The sequence below is a fragment of the Microbispora sp. CL1-1 genome, from assembly GCF_012034195.1.
In the GTDB taxonomy this organism is placed as follows: domain Bacteria; phylum Actinomycetota; class Actinomycetes; order Streptosporangiales; family Streptosporangiaceae; genus Microbispora.
Genome location: NZ_JAATEK010000042.1, coordinates 28,967 through 43,669, shown reverse-complemented (window position 1 = coordinate 43,669; position 14,703 = coordinate 28,967). Strand labels below are relative to the sequence as shown.

The following is a 14,703-nucleotide window of genomic DNA, read 5'->3' as shown; positions in this document are numbered from 1 at the left end:
GAGGGGCGGCGTGCATGGCGGCGGAGAAGACACGGAAGGTCAGGACCGGAGTGCGGGCCGACGTGCGCGCCGCGCCGGGACCCTGCGCCCATTGGGACGACCAGGACGCGGACTTCATTCGCGAGGTTCTCGACCTCGTCGGCGACAAGTGGAGCGTGCTCGTCATCGGCACCCTCGCCGACGGCGCGACACGCTACTCCGACCTGGCCGCCGCGATCCCCGGCATCTCGCAGCGCATGCTGACGCTGACGTTGAAGCAACTGCGACGCAACGGGATCGTCAGCCGAACCGCCTACCCCGAGGTCCCGCCCAGGGTCGAGTACGAGCTGACCGGCCTGGGCACGTCGTTGCTTTCGACCGTGCTGGCGCTGGCCGCGTGGTCGGCCGACAACCAGGCCGAAATCCGACGCCACCAACAGACCTTCGACGCTGATACGCAGCCCGCGGGGAGCTGACCACGGTGGATCATCGGCCCGGCAGCGGGCGGGCCTGTCGGCCGGCTACGGCAGCACCTGGCAGAGTGCGTCCAGCGCGCCCGCCCACGCGCTGTCCGAGGGGGCCGCGTAGTTGACCACCAGCGCGTCCCGCTCGGGCAACCGCCGGCCGGAGCCCGCCGCGTCGTGGCGGAACGGCGCCATCCCGCTGACCGCCAGACCCTTCCGGGCCGCCGCCTGGACGACCGAGCGCTCGGTTCCATGCGGGAGTTCCAGGACCACCTGCAACCCGGCGGCCAAGCCGGTCACGCGGACGCCGGGGGCGCGCTGCGCCAGGGCCGCGACCAGTTGGTCGCGGCGACGCCGGTAGCGCAGCCGCATCGAGCGCACATGGCGGTCGTACGCGCCCGACGTGATGAACTCCGCGAGCGTCAGCTGTTCCAACGCGCTGGACATGTAGTCGATGTGCCCCTTGGCCGCCACGATCTCCGGGACCAGTTCCTCGGGCAGCACCATCCAGGCGAGCCGCAGTCCCGGAGCCAGTGACTTGCTCGCCGTGCCGAAGTACACCACCCGTTCTGGATCGAGGCCCTGCAGAGCACCCACCGGCTGACGGTCGTACCTGAACTCTCCGTCGTAGTCGTCCTCCAAAATCAGCCCGCCGGTGGCACGCGCCCAGTCGACGGCCGCCGTGCGCCGGGCCGGGCTCAGCGCGACCCCTGTCGGGTACTGATGCGCCGGTGTCAGCAGTGCTGCGCCGGCCCCGTTCAACCGCGCCAGATCGTCGGTGCGGGCGCCGTGTTCGTCGACGTAGAGGGGCGGGATGCGCAGGCCGGCGTCGCTCAGCAGGTCGCGATAGATGTGAAGTCCGTACGACTCGACGGCTACGGCCCGAACCCGCCGGGCCCGGAGCACCTGCGCCATCAGCGTCAGGCCATGGTGGAAACCGGAACAGACGACGATCCGCTCCGGCGCGGCGTACACCCCGCGGGCCCGCGCCAGATAGTCCGCCAGGGCGGCGCGCAGTTCCGCCCGGCCACGTGCGTCGCCGTAGCCGAAGGCGTCGTGTGGAGCCGCGGTCAGAGCGCGGCGGGCAGCGGCGAGCCACTGCGTGCGAGGAAACGTCGCGAGGTCCGGCGCGCCCGGCAGCAGGCCGAAGGTGGGACGGGGACGGGCCCGTCGCGTCCGGGGGGCGGAGGGTGCCGTCCTGTGCGGCTCGGCCCGTTCGGCCACCCGGGTTCCGGAGCCCTGCCGGGCGGTGAGCCAGCCCTCGGCGACCAGTTCGGCATAGGAGTCGGCCACCGTGTTACGGGCGATGCCGAGATCGGCGGCAAGCGAACGGGACGACGGCAGCCGAGTGCCGGGCGCCAGGCGTCCCGTGCGTACGGCCTCGCGCAGAGCGTCTGTGAGCCCGGCCCGCAGCCCAGGCCCGGACAGTTCCAGATGCAGGTCGGCGCCGAAGGTGGAAGGCGCGGCAGCCGCCGAATTGGCCCGGGAATCTGTCATAACAATGGACCATACCCCAGGGCCATTTGATGCCTAGTGTTGCGGGCATGCATGTGCCATCCCGGACATCGATGAAGATGACCGCTCACACCTTCCGCGCCCTGCACCACGGGCGCGCCCCCGGCGACCCGCTCGTCCTGCCCGGACCCTGGGACGTGGCCAGTGCCCGCGTCTTCGCCAACGCCGGCTTTCCCGCGCTCGCCATACCGAGCGCCGGGATCGCCGCCTCCCTCGGTTACGCGGACGGCTCGACCCCGCCGGAGGAAATGTTCGACGCGATAGCGCGTATAGCCCGGGGGGTCACCGTCCCCGTATCCGCCGACGTCGAGGACGGCTACGGACTCGCCCCCGGAGAACTGGTCGGGCGCCTCCTGGAGGCCGGCGTCGTCGGCTGCAACCTGGAGGACTCCGAGAACGCCACGCTCAAAGACCCACACCGGCACGCGGACTGGCTGGCCGATGTCCGCGCACACGCAGGTGACGCGCTTTTCATCAACGCGCGCGTCGACACTTTCCTGTTCGGTTCCGGCGATCCGGCCGACGCCCTGACACGGGCCCGCCTGTATCTGGCGGCCGGCGCCGACTGCATCTATCCCCTTCTGGCGCCGCCCGAGGTGCTGCCCGTACTGCGGGAGGGCATCGAGGGCCCCATCAACATGGCAGCCCAGCCGGGGATCGATTCCATCACCGACCTGGCCCGGCTGGGCGCGACACGCATCACCTTCGGCCCCGGCATGCACCAGCACGCGACCCGCGCCACCGGCGAACTCGCGACGCGGCTACGCGCGCCCGCCCGGGAGACGGAACCTGGGGTGGTGCGCCTCTAGATGGGGAAGCGGCCGCGGCGCCAGTGCCAGTGGCGGCCGGCATTCAGGTGGTCGGCGACCACGCGCTGGAGCACGGTGCGGCGCGGCAGCCGGTCGAGCGGCGTGGTCAGGGTGCGGAACACGAGTCATCGCACTCCATGCGGCTTGTGCCAGACCATGATCTCGGTCGCCGGAAGGCGCTCCGCGAAGTGGCCGTCGGGTGACGTCCGCCGCAGCACCGCGCGCAGGTCCCGCTCGAAGTCCGTCAGCCTGTCTCCGAACAGGTGAGGGGCCGAGCCTGACTGGGAGAACACCCACGCCACGACGTCGTCCGCGGTGCGGTCGGCCACCGCTCCGGCCGGCACGACATGGCGTTCGAAGCCCTCGAACCCGGCCCGTGCCAGCACGAGGTCCTCGCGATCCGGGGTGCCGTTGACGAGCGTCCCCTGCCCCGCACGGCGCACCGGCCCCAGATATCGGCGCACCAGCTCGCCGATCTCCGCGTACGGGGGAGCGGGCAGCGGCACCGGCGCCGGGTCGGCGGGGGCGTTCTTGAAATCGCTGATGTGGACGAACGCGCCTCCCGGCTCCAGCATGTCCCGCACGGTCGCGGCGACGCGGTCGCGATCGGTCCAGTGGAATGACTGGGCGAACACCACGACCCGGAACGTGCCCAGACCCGCCGGGAGGTCCTCGGCGCGGGCGGCCACCCAGCGCGCGTTGGTCACCCCGCGACGCCCGGCCTGCCGCGCGGCCTCGGCCAGCATGTCCTCGTCCGGGTCGACGCCGATCACCTCGGCGAAGAACCGCGCCAGAGCGAGGATCACCGTGCCCGGCCCGCAGCCGACGTCGAGGAGCCGGCCCCGCCCGTCCAGGCCCAGCGCCGCGGCCAGCGTTTCGGCGAGCCCCGGAGCGTACGGCAGCCGGCCGCGCTCGTAGTAGGACGCGCATCCCTGAAACAGGGTGCTGTCCCACTCCCATCCGTCAGGCATGCTGCCGATCCTTCCGCGCCAGGCCACGCTCCTTCTCACATGGAGCCGGGACCACCCAGCCTGACATGCTCGCCGGGGTCGGGCACGGCCAGCAGGAACTCGGCGCCGGGTTCGAGCAGCCTGGCCGTCTCGGCCGAGCGCGGCAGCATCGTCTTCTCGTAGCCGCGTACGGCGTCGCCGACGGTGGCGGAGCCGACCAGCGCGAGCGCGAGTTCGGCGGCGTCGAGCATGGCGAGGTTGACGCCGACGCCCAACGGCGGCATGAGGTGCGCGGCGTCGCCGAGGAGCGTCACGCTGGGCGAGTGCTCCCAGGTGTGCGGCACCGGCAGGGCGAAGATCGGACGGTCGACGTACGGGCCGTCGTTGTCGGTGATCATCCGGAGCAGCCGCGGCGACCAGGCGGCGAACTCGCGAAGCAGCAGCGCGCGGATTCCCTCGGTGTCCTCGGGGCGGAGCCCGTTCGCCGCGATCCAGTCCAGGGGGACGCGCCGCATGATGTAGACCCGCATGTGGCCGCCGCTGTTGCGCTGTGCGAAGAGGCCGCGGTCCCCGTCGGCGGCGTGGGCGCTGCCCCTCCCGACGAGTTCGGCGAGCTCGGGGCGTGCGCTGTCCATGTCGTCGAACCACGCCTCCAGGAAACCGACCCCGGTGTAGCGCGGGGTCGCGGGCGACACCGCGGCGCGGACGCGGGAGAAGGCGCCGTCCGCGCCGATGACGAGATCCGCCTCGACCGCCGTCCCGTCGGTGAACGTCAGGGTTCGCGGCCCGCCGATCGGCCTGCTCACCGATTCGAGGGTGCGTCCCCACCGGACCGTCCCCGGGGCGAGTGAGCGGAGCAGGAGATCGCGAAGCTGCCCGCGGTCGATCTCGGGGCTGATCATCTCGCCCTCGGCCGGCAGATGGTGGGCGAGGACGCGTCCCGCCGGATCGAGGCGGCGCATCTCCTGCCCCTCGAACCTGGCGAGCGCGAAGAACTCCTCGAGCAGGCCCGCTTCACGCAGGGCGAGCTGGCCGTCCTCCTCGTGCAGGTCGAGCGAGCCGCCCTGGTCGCGGGCGTCCGCGTCCGGATCGCGGTCCCAGACGGTCACCGCGATGCCGTGCCGCTGCAGGATGCGGGCGCAGGTGAGGCCCCCGGGGCCGGCGCCGATGATGCTGATCCGCGCGTTCGCGGGTGCCGGAGATTTCATGGTCGATCCCTTTCGTCGTCGGCGGGGTGCCCGGTGACACCGCCGTACGGCGACCTACGGCGACGACCGGTGCCTCGGGGGCGAGGCGGGACCCCTGCGGGGACCACCAAAGCAGAAACGAGTCCAAAAGTGCAACCGTTACAGTTTCTGTCTCAGTCCAGTTGTGGAGTAGGGTGACGCCATGCCCGACTCTCCGGCCAGTGGCCGTCGCGAGCGCAAGAAGGCCGCGACGAGGCAGGCCATCGCCGACGCCGCCCTGGAGCTCTTCCTGGAGCACGGTTTCGAACGCGTGAGCGTCCGCGACGTCGCAGAAAGGGCCGACGTGTCGACGACGACCCTGTTCGCGCACTTCCCGGGCAAGGAGGCGCTGGTCTTCGACCGTGAGGAGGAGGTCGAGGCGGCGCTGACCGCCGCCGTCCGCGAACGGCCCGAGGGACAGAGTGTGATCGAGGCGCTCCGCGCCCACGCGCTGGAGTCCTGGGTGCGGGTCGTGTCGGATCCTCGTCTGCACGAGCTCCACGCGCTGGTGGACCGGACGCCCGCGCTCCGGGAGTACGCGGAACGCATGTGGATGCGGCACGCGGCCGCCCTCGGCACCGTGATCGCGGAGGAGCTCGGGCGCGAGGCGGATGACCTCGAATGTGCGGCTCTCGCGCGGTTCGTCGTGGAAATCCCGACCCTGGTGCGAGGCCGGGACGACCCGCGTGCGGCCGTGGAGACCGTTTTCGACCTGCTGGTTCACGGCTGGCGTGCGGAGCCCGCGCATTGAGGTTCTAACGGAAAAGGAAAACCGCGCCATTCGGCGTTTGCGGCGCCGATGAACGGAAAACAGCCCCCTCGAAAATAATGGTCCGCCGGACATTCTCGGATTCCATCAATTCGGGAAATGTCTGAATTGAGGACAGTGGTACATTTCGCGGGGGAGAAAATGCCCAAGTGTCCTAATGCTGTCGGCTTTTTGATGCTCGGGACCGCGCTGGTCGGTGGGGCCATGCCTGTGGGCGCTCCCGCCGTCGCCGCGTCCGGCGGCGAAACCGTCGTGACCGGCGTCGATTCCGATCATCCGTCCGATCGCGATCGTGGCCGGGCGCACGGGCGCGGGCACAATGCCCAACGGAACAAGCAGCGGCAGTCGGGGAACGAAAGCGAGCGCCAGAAGCAGAACATGCTCCGCGATCTCACGCTCGCCCTCACGCCGATGCAGAAGGGCGCCACGGATTCCCGGGCTCTGCCGTACAACTGGCAGAAAACGGACGCGACGGCGAACTCCGTCAGCGACCAGAACAGCCTGTCGGACATCACGAACCGGCCCGTCCAGAATTCGGACCAATCCGGAAGCACGCCCGAGGGCGGGCCGTCGGGGCCGGAGGACGATCCCACCAGGGACGGGACCGGTGCCGCCGCCAGTGCGGCGATGCTGGCGTATCTGAAGGATCTGGCCGAAAAAGACCAGTTCACCGGCTCGGCGCTGGTCGTACGGCGTGGGCAGGTGCTGGCACGCTTCGCCGCGGGCGAGGCGGACGAGGAAAGGCACATCCCCAACCGGCCCGACACGGTCTATCGGGTCATGTCGATCACCAAGCAGTTCACCTCGATGCTCGTGCTGAAGCTGCAGGACCGCGGGCTGCTCAAGCTGGACGACCCGATCTGCCCCTATCTCGTGCCGCGTTACATCAAGGCCTGCCCGGCGGCGTGGCGTCCGATCACGGTCCGTATGACGGTCACGCACACCTCGGGCATCCCCAACATCGAGAACCTGCCCGGCTACCTCGCCAATGTCTCGCGACCGACCACGCCCCGGAAACTCATCCAGCAGTTCGTGAACCTGCCGTTGGACTTCAAGCCCGGCACCAGCTGGAAGTACACCAACTCCGGCTACGTCCTGGCCGGCGCGATCATCCAGGCGGTGACGCACCAGCCGTACGGGGTCGTGCTGCGCAAGCTGATCACCGAGCCGCTGAACCTCCGGCACACCGGTTACAGCCCGACATATCCGCCGCGCGGGTTCGCGAAGGGCTACTTGTTGCACGGGAAGCCGGCCGCGCCCCTCAACGGCTCGGAACTGTTCTCCGCGACCGGTCTCTACACCACCGTCGACGACATCGCCCGCTGGGACCGGGCGTTCGGCTCGTTCACGGTCGCGCCGCCCGCCACGGTCAAGCTGGCGTTCACGCCGCAGGCGAAGTGCCCCTCCACCGGCTGCCTCAACCTGCCGTCGACCGCGTACGCCTTCGGATGGCTCGTCGACCGGCTGCAGGGGCACCCGCTCCGGTATCACCCGGGTCTGTTCATGGGCTACACGGCGAGCAACATGTATCTGCCCGCCGACGACATCCAGGTGGTCGTGCTCAGCAACGTGATGAACACCGACACCGCCGGGATCGCCCGCCACCTCGCCACGCTCGCGCTCGATCTCTGAGAAAGCACCGAGGACTCACAACATTCCCAGGGGGATTCACCCAGCGAGGTGGAGGCGGTGACCCCGGGCACGAGGGCGATGCCGTCGGAGTGCTCGCCGAGCACCGTGGGCATGTGGCCGAGCTTGCAGGTCAGCCGCCTCGCCACCGCGCCATGACCACGCATGTGCAGGGGCTCGCCGAGCCACGGCCCACGGCCTCCGGCCGTGGGCCGTTTCCGCAGGTCGATCACATGACGGTCCGCTCCTCACGGTCGTCCGCGGTGGCGGCTGATCGGGCCGTCGAACCGGGCCGGCCGCCACATCAACAGCACCACCGCCACGAAGGCGAGGACGATCACCACGATGAAGAGGATCCACAGCACGGAGGATCCGCTTTTCGGCTCCGCTGCGGCTTGACGCCGTCCCTGACGAGCAGGACGTCGCTGCTCTCCACCCCGAGGTCCGCCAGCTCGCTGAGGCCCTGTTGCCGCAGGTCCTCCCGTACGTCCTTGCCGGAGTACCGGCCGCCGCTGACCGACTCGAGGACGTCGAGGTCGTACGCGATGGTCACGGCCGGCTTGCCCACGGGCGGCGTGACGGTCGTGGGGTCGATCGGCACGACGGCGGGGGCATAGCCGTCGCGGCGCGTCCGGCGCCTGGACGACCACGGCCATGGGCGGAGGGGAGAAGCTCTCCTGCGGGGTCTCCAGGCAGGTGCTGGAGTATGTGCCGCCGCCGGTCACCGCGGGCCTGCTCCGGGCGACCACGGACGGCCGTGCCGCCCGTCTGCTGGCCGGGCTCAGCCCCGCCGTACGCGCCCAGATCGCCCTCGCCGACTGAGGCCGGCGTCGGCCGTTTCGACTGGAAAGACTATGCGCTCGGCATGATCCTTCCGATCGGCCTCCTCATAATCCAGGAGGCGAGGCAACGACGTAAGAGCTGATCTCCGCAGCTCACGAGCATTATTACCTTCACGCTCAAGGCTGGGGGCGTATCGGCGGCGACACCTGGATGCCCTGATGATCGTGGAATGTCGGGTTCTCGATAGGGTGCCGGGATGCCGAAGCGCAGAATCGCCGCTCTGGCCGCCGCCGTGGTCGTCGTGGCCGCCGGTCTGGCGATCCGGGCGCTGCTGCCCGGCGCGGTCGCCAAGTACGCGGGCGATCTCCTCTACACCCTCCTCGTGTACGCGCTGGTCGTCGTGGCCGTGCCGCGCGCCCGGCCGCTCGTGGTGGCGGCCGTGGCGCTCGGGGTGAGCTGGCTGGTGGAGTTCGCCCAGCTCACCGGAGTGCCGGCCGAGCTGTCGGCGCACAGCACGCTGGCGCGGTTGGTGCTCGGCACGACGTTCAACGCGCCCGACCTGTTCTGGTACGCGGTGGGCGCGGCCGTCGGTTACGCAATTGATTCGATCCGCGCGAAATAGCCATTGACCACTTCTGCGGGCAAAGTTCACATCCCTTTACTCGTGCGCACCGACTCCTGCATCGTCTTCACACCGGGCGCCGGCCGGTTTCCTCTCGTGGCCCAGGGCAGGGCGGCTCCGATCGTCGTCAGCGCGAGCGACTTCCCCGGTGTCACGCGGGTCGGGGGCGACCTGCGGGCCGACGTGGAGCGGGTCACCGGGGTGAGGCCCGCGGTTTTCACCGACACCGTGCCGGAGACCGGTGAGGTGGTGCTGGTCGGCACGATCGGGAAGAGCCCGCTCATCGCTGGAGCAGGTCGTGGAGCACCCGCTGCCGGGCGTCCGCCGCGCGCGCCGGATGATCCACCGCTCTATCCCTGATCACGATCCCTTGTTATCGTCACAGTGACGATTAAGGAGGTCGCGGTGGCGCTGACCGATCTGCTTGGGCCCCTCCTGGAGCCCGCGATCACCCTTGGCGGCGTTTCGACGAGCTGGGCCGAGCTGCTCGGCTTCGCGACGGGAGCGCTCACCGTCTGGCTGGTGGTCCGCCAGCACGTGTGGAACTGGCCGATCGGCGTCGCGAACGTCGTCCTGCTCGGTCTCGTCTTCCTGGCCGTGGGCCTGTACGCCGACGCGGCCCTGCAGATCGTCTACGTGCTCCTCGGCCTGTACGGCTGGTGGCAGTGGCTGTACGGCGGGGCCGGGCGGACCACGCTCACCGTCACCAGGACAGGCCGCGCGGAGTGGGGATGGCTCGTGCTCGCGGGCGCGGCGGCGACGGCGCTGCTCACCGCCGCACTCACGACCTGGACCAACTCGGCCGTGCCGTTCTGGGACGCCCTGACGACCGCGCTGTCGCTGATGGCGACCTACGGCCAGTGCCGCAAGCGGGTGGAGTCGTGGTGGCTGTGGATCACGGTCGACCTGGTCTACATCCCGCTTTACGCCTACAAGCAGCTCTACCTCACCAGCGTGCTCTACGTGCTGTTCCTCGCGCTGTGCGTGGCCGGGCTGCTCGCGTGGCGGCGCGACGAGGCCGCCCGGCCCGCCGCCGCTCCGGTGGTGACGCGATGAGCGCGCGATACGCGCACGGGCTGGTGATCGGCAAGTTCTACCCGCCCCACGCCGGTCACCACCACCTGGTCGACACCGCCGCCGAGCGGTGCGCGCTGGTCACGGTGGTCGTCGCCGCCAGCAGCGTGGAGAGCATCCCGCTCGCCTTGCGTACGGCGTGGCTGCGCGAGGCCCACCCGCAGCCCCACGTGGTGGTGGCGCCGGTCGTGGACGACATAGAGATCGACTACGACGACCCGGAGATCTGGGCCGCGCACGTCGAGGTCTTCCGGCACGCGCTGGAGTCGGCCCACGGCGGCCTCGCGCCCGATGTCGACGCCGTCTTCTCCTCCGAGACGTACGGGCCCGAGCTGGCCCGCAGGTTCGGCGGCGCGCACGTGGCGGTCGATCCGGGCCGGGTCCGCTATCCGGTCAGCGGGACGATGGTCCGCGACGACCCGGTGTCCGCGTGGCCCTGGCTGAGCCCCGCCGTACGCGCCTATCTCGCCCGGCGGGTGGTCGTCACCGGGGCCGAGTCGACCGGCACCACCACGCTCGCCCGCGCGCTGGCCGCCCACTACGCGGCACGCGGCGGCGTCTGGGCCGCGACCCGGTGGGTGCCCGAATACGGCAGGACCTACTGCGAGGAGAAGCTCGCCCTGGCCCGCCGTACGGCCAAGGCGGCGGGAGCGCCGGAGCCGTGGCTCGACGACCTGGAGTGGCGGCCGGAGGAGTTCACGCTGATCGCCCACCGGCAGCTCGACTGGGAGGACGCGGCGGCGCGGACCGGGTCTCCTGTGCTGTTCTGCGACACCGACGCGCTCGCCACCGCGCTGTGGCACGAGCGCTATCTCGGCACGGTGAGCTCGGAGGTCCTGCGCGTCCACGAACGGGCCCGGCACGGCCTGTGGATCCACACGTCCGTGGACGGCGTGCCGTTCGAGCAGGACGGCTGGCGCGACGGCGAGCACGTGCGGCACGGCATGGACCGCCGGCTGCGCGCGGAGCTGGCCGGGCGCGGGCTGCCGCACGTGGTCGTCTCCGGGCCGCCCGAGGAGCGGCTGGCCGCCGCCGTACGGGCCGTCGACGATCTCGTCGCTACCGGCCGCGCGTTCGCCCCGCCGTTATGAGCTGCTTTTATACGAGAACGCATATCAGTCGGCGGTCCATATGAATATTGGACATGTTCCGAACACTTTGCTTGGCTCCTGCGTCTAACGCCCCTGTGACGCATGAGAGCAAGGACATGTCATGATTTGGAGACTGCCGGTCGCACTGAAGACCACCACGATCACGGTCGCCCTCCTGGCCGGCGCCGTGCCCGCGGCGGGCCCCGCTGCCGCAGCCGCTGTACCCGCCGCATCCCAGGCCGCCGCCGCGCCCCGGACGGACGTGACCGCCGCGCTGCGCGCGCTTGAGGCGTCGTTCAAGGGCCGCATCGGCGCGTACGCGATCGACACGGCGACCGGGAAGACGATCGGTTATAGGGCGGGCGAGCGGTTCCCGCTGCTGTCCACCTTCAAGGCGGTTGCCGCGGGAGCGGTGCTGGCCCGGACGACCGACCGGGAGCTGACGCGGAAGGTCGTCCACTGGACGGCCGACGAGGTGAAGTCGAACTCGCCGGAGACCGGCAAGCACGTGAAGGACGGGATGACGCTCGCCGAGCTGTGCCGGGCGGCGATCATCTACAGCGACAACACCGCCGGGAACATGCTGCTGAAGCGGATCGGCGGGCCGCGGGGCCTCACCCGTTATTTCCGCACGCTCAAGGACCCGGTGTCCCGGCTCGACCGGTGGGAGACCGACCTCAACATCTGGTCGCCCAAGGAGCGGCGCGACACCACCACGCCCGCGTCCGTCGCCCGCGATCTGCGGGTGCTCACGACCGGCGGCGTGCTGGGCGCGAAGGACCGGTCCCGGCTGATCGGGTGGCTGCGCGACAACACGACAGGCGACGCGCGCATCCGCGCCGGGCTGCCGAAGACGTGGATCGTCGGCGACAAGACCGGCACCGGCGGGACGTACGGCACCGCCAACGACATCGCCGTCATCTGGCCGGCCAGGAACGCCGCCCCGATCATCATGGCGATCTACACCAACCGCCGGGCGGCCGACGGCGCCACCGCGGACTCGGTCGTCGCACGGACGGCGACCCTGCTGGCGCGCGGCCTCGGCAGGCTCTCGTGAACCACCGCGTTATGGGGCCGACCTTGTTTTGCGGCCCCATAACCTTGTCTATAGCCATTTGGGGGAGGTTCGTGTGAACGCCACGGGGAAGGTGTTGCGCCTGATCGCCATGGGAGCAGCGGCGGGCGTGTTGGTCGCGGGGATCGCGTTGCCGGCGGTGGGAGGCGCGGGCGTCGGGGTGGTGTCGGCCGTCGAGGACGTGGACCTGAAACCCCGCGACCTCACCGAGCCTCCGCTGGCGCAGGTCTCGGTCGTGCAGGACGTGAAGGGCCACGAGATCGCGCGGTTCTACGAGCAGTATCGCGAGGTCGTCCCCCTCGACCAGATCGCCGACATCATGAAGACGGCCATCATCTCGATCGAGGACTACCGGTTCTACCAGCACGGCCCGATCGACATCGAGGGCACCATCCGCGCCCTGGCCAAGAACCTGCAGTCGGGCGGGGTCGCCCAGGGCGGCTCCTCCATCACCCAGCAGTACGTCAAGCAGGTGCTGCTCAACGCCGCCACGACCGAGCAGGAGAAGAACGAGGCGCTGGCGCCCAGCTACGCCCGCAAGCTCAACGAGCTGCGCTACGCGATGGGCGTGGAGGAGAAGTACTCCAAGGACCAGATCCTGGAGAAGTACCTCAACATCGCCTACTTCGGCGCGGGCGCGTACGGCGTCGAGGCGGCGGCCAAGCGGTTCTTCGGGGTCAGCGCGAAGGACCTGACGCTGCCGCAGGCGGCGACGCTCGCGGGAGCCGTGCAGGACCCCAACGCCACCGACCCCAACCTGGGCAAGACCAGCCGCGACCGGCTGCTGAAGCGGCGCAACGTCGTGCTCGACCGGATGGCCGAGCTGAACAAGATCACCAAGGATCAGGCGGCCCAGGCGAAGAAGACCCGGCTCGGCTACAAGGGAACCCCGCTGCCCGGTGGCTGTGAGTCGAGCAAGTATCCGTACTTCTGCGTCTACGTGCGCAACGAGATCCTCAGCAACCCCGACTTCGGCAAGACGGCCAAGCAGCGCCTGGCGTTCCTCAACCGCGGCGGCCTGACCATCAAGACCACGATCGACCCCTCGATGCAGGCCGCCGCCGACAAGGCGATCAGGAAGTGGGTCCACCCGACCGACAACCCCGTGGCCGCCGAGGCGCTGGTGCAGCCCGGCACCGGGGCGATCAAGGCGATGGCCGCGAGCCGTCCGTACGGGACGCACAAGACCAGGAACGAGGTGTCCTACAACCTCGTGGCCGACGTCGCGCACGGCGGCGGCATCGGCTTCCAGGCCGGCTCGACCTTCAAGACCTTCACCCTGCTCACCGCGCTGAAGCAGGGCATGAAGATCAACGACGGGTTCAGCGCGGGCGCCGGCTACACCGCGCCGGGCTATTCGACGTTCAAGAACTGCGCGGGCCAGCCCATCGGCGACCCGAGCCACACCGTCACCAACGACGAGGGATCACCGGGCTGGCTGACCCTGCAGACCGGCACCTGGCACTCGGTCAACACGTTCTTCATGATGCTGGAGCAGCGGGTCGGGCTCTGCGACGTGGTCAAGACGGCCAAGTCGCTGGGCATCCACCGGGCCGACGGCAATCCGCTCAAGGAGTTCGAGACGTTCACGCTCGGCATCAACGAGATGGACCCGGTGACCGTCGCCACCGCGTACGCCGCGATCGGCGCGCGCGGCAAGTACTGCGCGCCGATGGCGATCACCCAGATCACCGACAGCACCGGCAAGACCACCAACTACAGCCCCAAGTGCCGTCAGGCCATCGACCCCGAGGTGGCGGACGCGGCGGCGCACATCCTGTCGGGCGTCCTGACCAAGGGCACGATGGCGGCGGTCGGCGGCATCGGGCGTGACGCGGCGGGCAAGACCGGGACCAACGACGACTCCTCCTCCGCCTGGTTCGCCGGGTTCACCCCCGACCTCGCCGGCGCGGTCAGCCTCGGCGACCCCCGTGGCACGTCGAAGTACAAGCTGAACAACGTGACGATCGGCGGCCGTTACTACGGCTCGGTGTTCGGCGCCAGCATCCCCGGCCCGATCTGGAAGGACACCATGCTGCGGGCGCTGCGCAACGTGCCGCCGACCGACTTCACGCCGGTCGACAGCGCGCGGTTCGGCGGCTGCGGCGACAGTTGCCGGAGCCTGGTGTCCGTGACGCCCCCGACAGGGGACGACGGCGGTCCGATGCCGGGGGACAACGTGCCGGTGGAGGTCCTGCCCAACGACTAGTCCACAGCTAGTCCGTCAGCTAGTCCGTCAGCGCGTCGGCCGTGTCCAGGACGCGGAACAGCCGGGTCAGGTTCGTCCAGCGGAGGATCCGCAGCACCTGGCCGGCCGGCGCGATGAGGGCGAGATCGCCGTCCCTGTCACGCAGGTTGTGCACCAGGCGCACGAGCAGCCCCACGCCCGTGGTGTCGATGAACCGCACCTCGCTGAGGTCCACGGCCAGCCACGGGCCGTGGGCCTCGATCTGGGTGAGCAGCGGCTCGCGCAGGCGCCGCACCGCGTGGAGATCCAGCTCTCCGCGCAGCCCGAGCACCCACCAGCGAGTGGGGGAAGGGGGTTGTGCCGTCCACGTCTCCACGGTGGTTCCCTTCGCTCTTCTTGGCGCCGGGGACCACCGGGTGAGCGGGACGGGGAGGTCCGGGGCGACCGACGAAGCGTTTCGACCGACGCGCCGATGACCGTACGAGCCGCACCCAGGGTAACAATCCCCCTCCGTTGCGTCGATCGGCTC

17 protein-coding genes are annotated in these 14,703 nt (G+C 70.3%); 11 read left to right on the top strand and 6 right to left on the bottom strand.

Going from position 1 to position 14,703, the window contains the following annotated elements; genetic code table 11:
* The first annotated feature begins 14 nt into the window (after positions 1 to 14).
* On the top strand, positions 15 to 455 hold the full coding sequence (locus HCK04_RS33230) for a helix-turn-helix domain-containing protein (protein ID WP_142622504.1): 441 nt from the start codon (positions 15 to 17) through the stop codon (positions 453 to 455).
* Between the two features lie 45 nt (positions 456 to 500).
* On the opposite strand, the gene HCK04_RS33225 is transcribed toward HCK04_RS33230, so the two are convergent.
* On the bottom strand, positions 501 to 1,940 hold the full coding sequence (locus HCK04_RS33225; RefSeq protein WP_142651324.1) for a PLP-dependent aminotransferase family protein: 1,440 nt from the start codon (positions 1,938 to 1,940) through the stop codon (positions 501 to 503).
* A gap of 77 nt (positions 1,941 to 2,017) precedes the next feature.
* Between HCK04_RS33225 and HCK04_RS33220 the strand changes: the two genes are divergently transcribed.
* Positions 2,018 to 2,767, top strand: coding sequence for an isocitrate lyase/phosphoenolpyruvate mutase family protein (locus HCK04_RS33220; protein ID WP_142651323.1), 750 nt, complete (start codon positions 2,018 to 2,020; stop codon positions 2,765 to 2,767).
* On the opposite strand, the gene HCK04_RS33215 is transcribed toward HCK04_RS33220, so the two are convergent.
* The 3 genes from HCK04_RS33215 to HCK04_RS33205 are packed head-to-tail and all read right to left on the bottom strand — an operon-like array spanning position 2,764 to position 4,925.
* The gene (locus tag HCK04_RS33215) at positions 2,764 to 2,889 is read right to left on the bottom strand and encodes a hypothetical protein (RefSeq protein WP_205831016.1); all 126 of its coding nucleotides are present in this window, start codon (positions 2,887 to 2,889) and stop codon (positions 2,764 to 2,766) included. The genes HCK04_RS33220 and HCK04_RS33215 overlap by 4 nt on opposite strands.
* A 3-nt stretch (positions 2,890 to 2,892) precedes the next feature.
* Positions 2,893 to 3,738, bottom strand: coding sequence for a class I SAM-dependent methyltransferase (locus HCK04_RS33210; protein WP_142651322.1), 846 nt, complete (start codon positions 3,736 to 3,738; stop codon positions 2,893 to 2,895).
* A gap of 35 nt (positions 3,739 to 3,773) precedes the next feature.
* Positions 3,774 to 4,925, bottom strand: a complete 1,152-nt coding sequence (locus HCK04_RS33205) for an FAD-dependent monooxygenase (RefSeq protein WP_142651321.1) — start codon at positions 4,923 to 4,925, stop codon at positions 3,774 to 3,776.
* 181 nt (positions 4,926 to 5,106) lie between these two features.
* Between HCK04_RS33205 and HCK04_RS33200 the strand changes: the two genes are divergently transcribed.
* On the top strand, positions 5,107 to 5,694 hold the full coding sequence (locus HCK04_RS33200; protein WP_142651320.1) for a TetR/AcrR family transcriptional regulator: 588 nt from the start codon (positions 5,107 to 5,109) through the stop codon (positions 5,692 to 5,694).
* Positions 5,695 to 6,090: 396 nt separating this feature from the next.
* Positions 6,091 to 7,344 (top strand): serine hydrolase domain-containing protein, encoded by a 1,254-nt coding sequence (locus HCK04_RS33195; protein WP_168066482.1) that lies wholly within the window; start codon positions 6,091 to 6,093, stop codon positions 7,342 to 7,344.
* 334 nt (positions 7,345 to 7,678) lie between these two features.
* Here HCK04_RS33195 and HCK04_RS33190 read toward each other — a convergent pair whose 3' ends face one another.
* Complete coding sequence (locus tag HCK04_RS33190) at positions 7,679 to 7,942, bottom strand: hypothetical protein (protein WP_142651318.1); 264 nt, start codon at positions 7,940 to 7,942, stop codon at positions 7,679 to 7,681.
* A gap of 53 nt (positions 7,943 to 7,995) precedes the next feature.
* Here HCK04_RS33190 and HCK04_RS33185 point away from each other — a divergent pair, with 53 nt between their 5' ends.
* From HCK04_RS33185 to HCK04_RS33155, 7 genes are all read left to right on the top strand, one after another.
* Positions 7,996 to 8,163 carry a hypothetical protein gene (locus tag HCK04_RS33185; protein WP_168066480.1) on the top strand — a complete coding sequence of 56 codons (168 nt, stop codon included), beginning with the start codon at positions 7,996 to 7,998 and terminating at the stop codon, positions 8,161 to 8,163.
* A gap of 217 nt (positions 8,164 to 8,380) precedes the next feature.
* Positions 8,381 to 8,746, top strand: a complete 366-nt coding sequence (locus HCK04_RS33180) for a DUF2809 domain-containing protein (protein ID WP_142651317.1) — start codon at positions 8,381 to 8,383, stop codon at positions 8,744 to 8,746.
* A 42-nt stretch (positions 8,747 to 8,788) separates the two neighbouring features.
* Entirely contained in the window at positions 8,789 to 9,106 is a 318-nt protein-coding gene (locus HCK04_RS33175; protein WP_185949079.1) for a hypothetical protein, read from the top strand.
* A gap of 45 nt (positions 9,107 to 9,151) precedes the next feature.
* Positions 9,152 to 9,802: a nicotinamide riboside transporter PnuC gene (gene pnuC, locus HCK04_RS33170; protein ID WP_142651348.1), complete on the top strand. Its 651-nt coding sequence runs from the start codon at positions 9,152 to 9,154 to the stop codon at positions 9,800 to 9,802.
* The gene (locus tag HCK04_RS33165; RefSeq protein WP_142651316.1) at positions 9,799 to 10,911 is read left to right on the top strand and encodes an AAA family ATPase; all 1,113 of its coding nucleotides are present in this window, start codon (positions 9,799 to 9,801) and stop codon (positions 10,909 to 10,911) included. The genes pnuC and HCK04_RS33165 overlap by 4 nt, the downstream gene beginning before the upstream one ends.
* A gap of 121 nt (positions 10,912 to 11,032) precedes the next feature.
* Positions 11,033 to 11,968 carry a class A beta-lactamase gene (bla, locus tag HCK04_RS33160; protein WP_142651315.1) on the top strand — a complete coding sequence of 312 codons (936 nt, stop codon included), beginning with the start codon at positions 11,033 to 11,035 and terminating at the stop codon, positions 11,966 to 11,968.
* Positions 11,969 to 12,041: 73 nt separating this feature from the next.
* Entirely contained in the window at positions 12,042 to 14,195 is a 2,154-nt protein-coding gene (locus HCK04_RS33155; RefSeq protein ID WP_260617502.1) for a transglycosylase domain-containing protein, read from the top strand.
* Between the two features lie 19 nt (positions 14,196 to 14,214).
* On the opposite strand, the gene HCK04_RS33150 is transcribed toward HCK04_RS33155, so the two are convergent.
* Positions 14,215 to 14,550 carry an STAS domain-containing protein gene (locus tag HCK04_RS33150; RefSeq protein WP_168066478.1) on the bottom strand — a complete coding sequence of 112 codons (336 nt, stop codon included), beginning with the start codon at positions 14,548 to 14,550 and terminating at the stop codon, positions 14,215 to 14,217.
* Between the last annotated feature and the right edge of the window lie 153 nt (positions 14,551 to 14,703).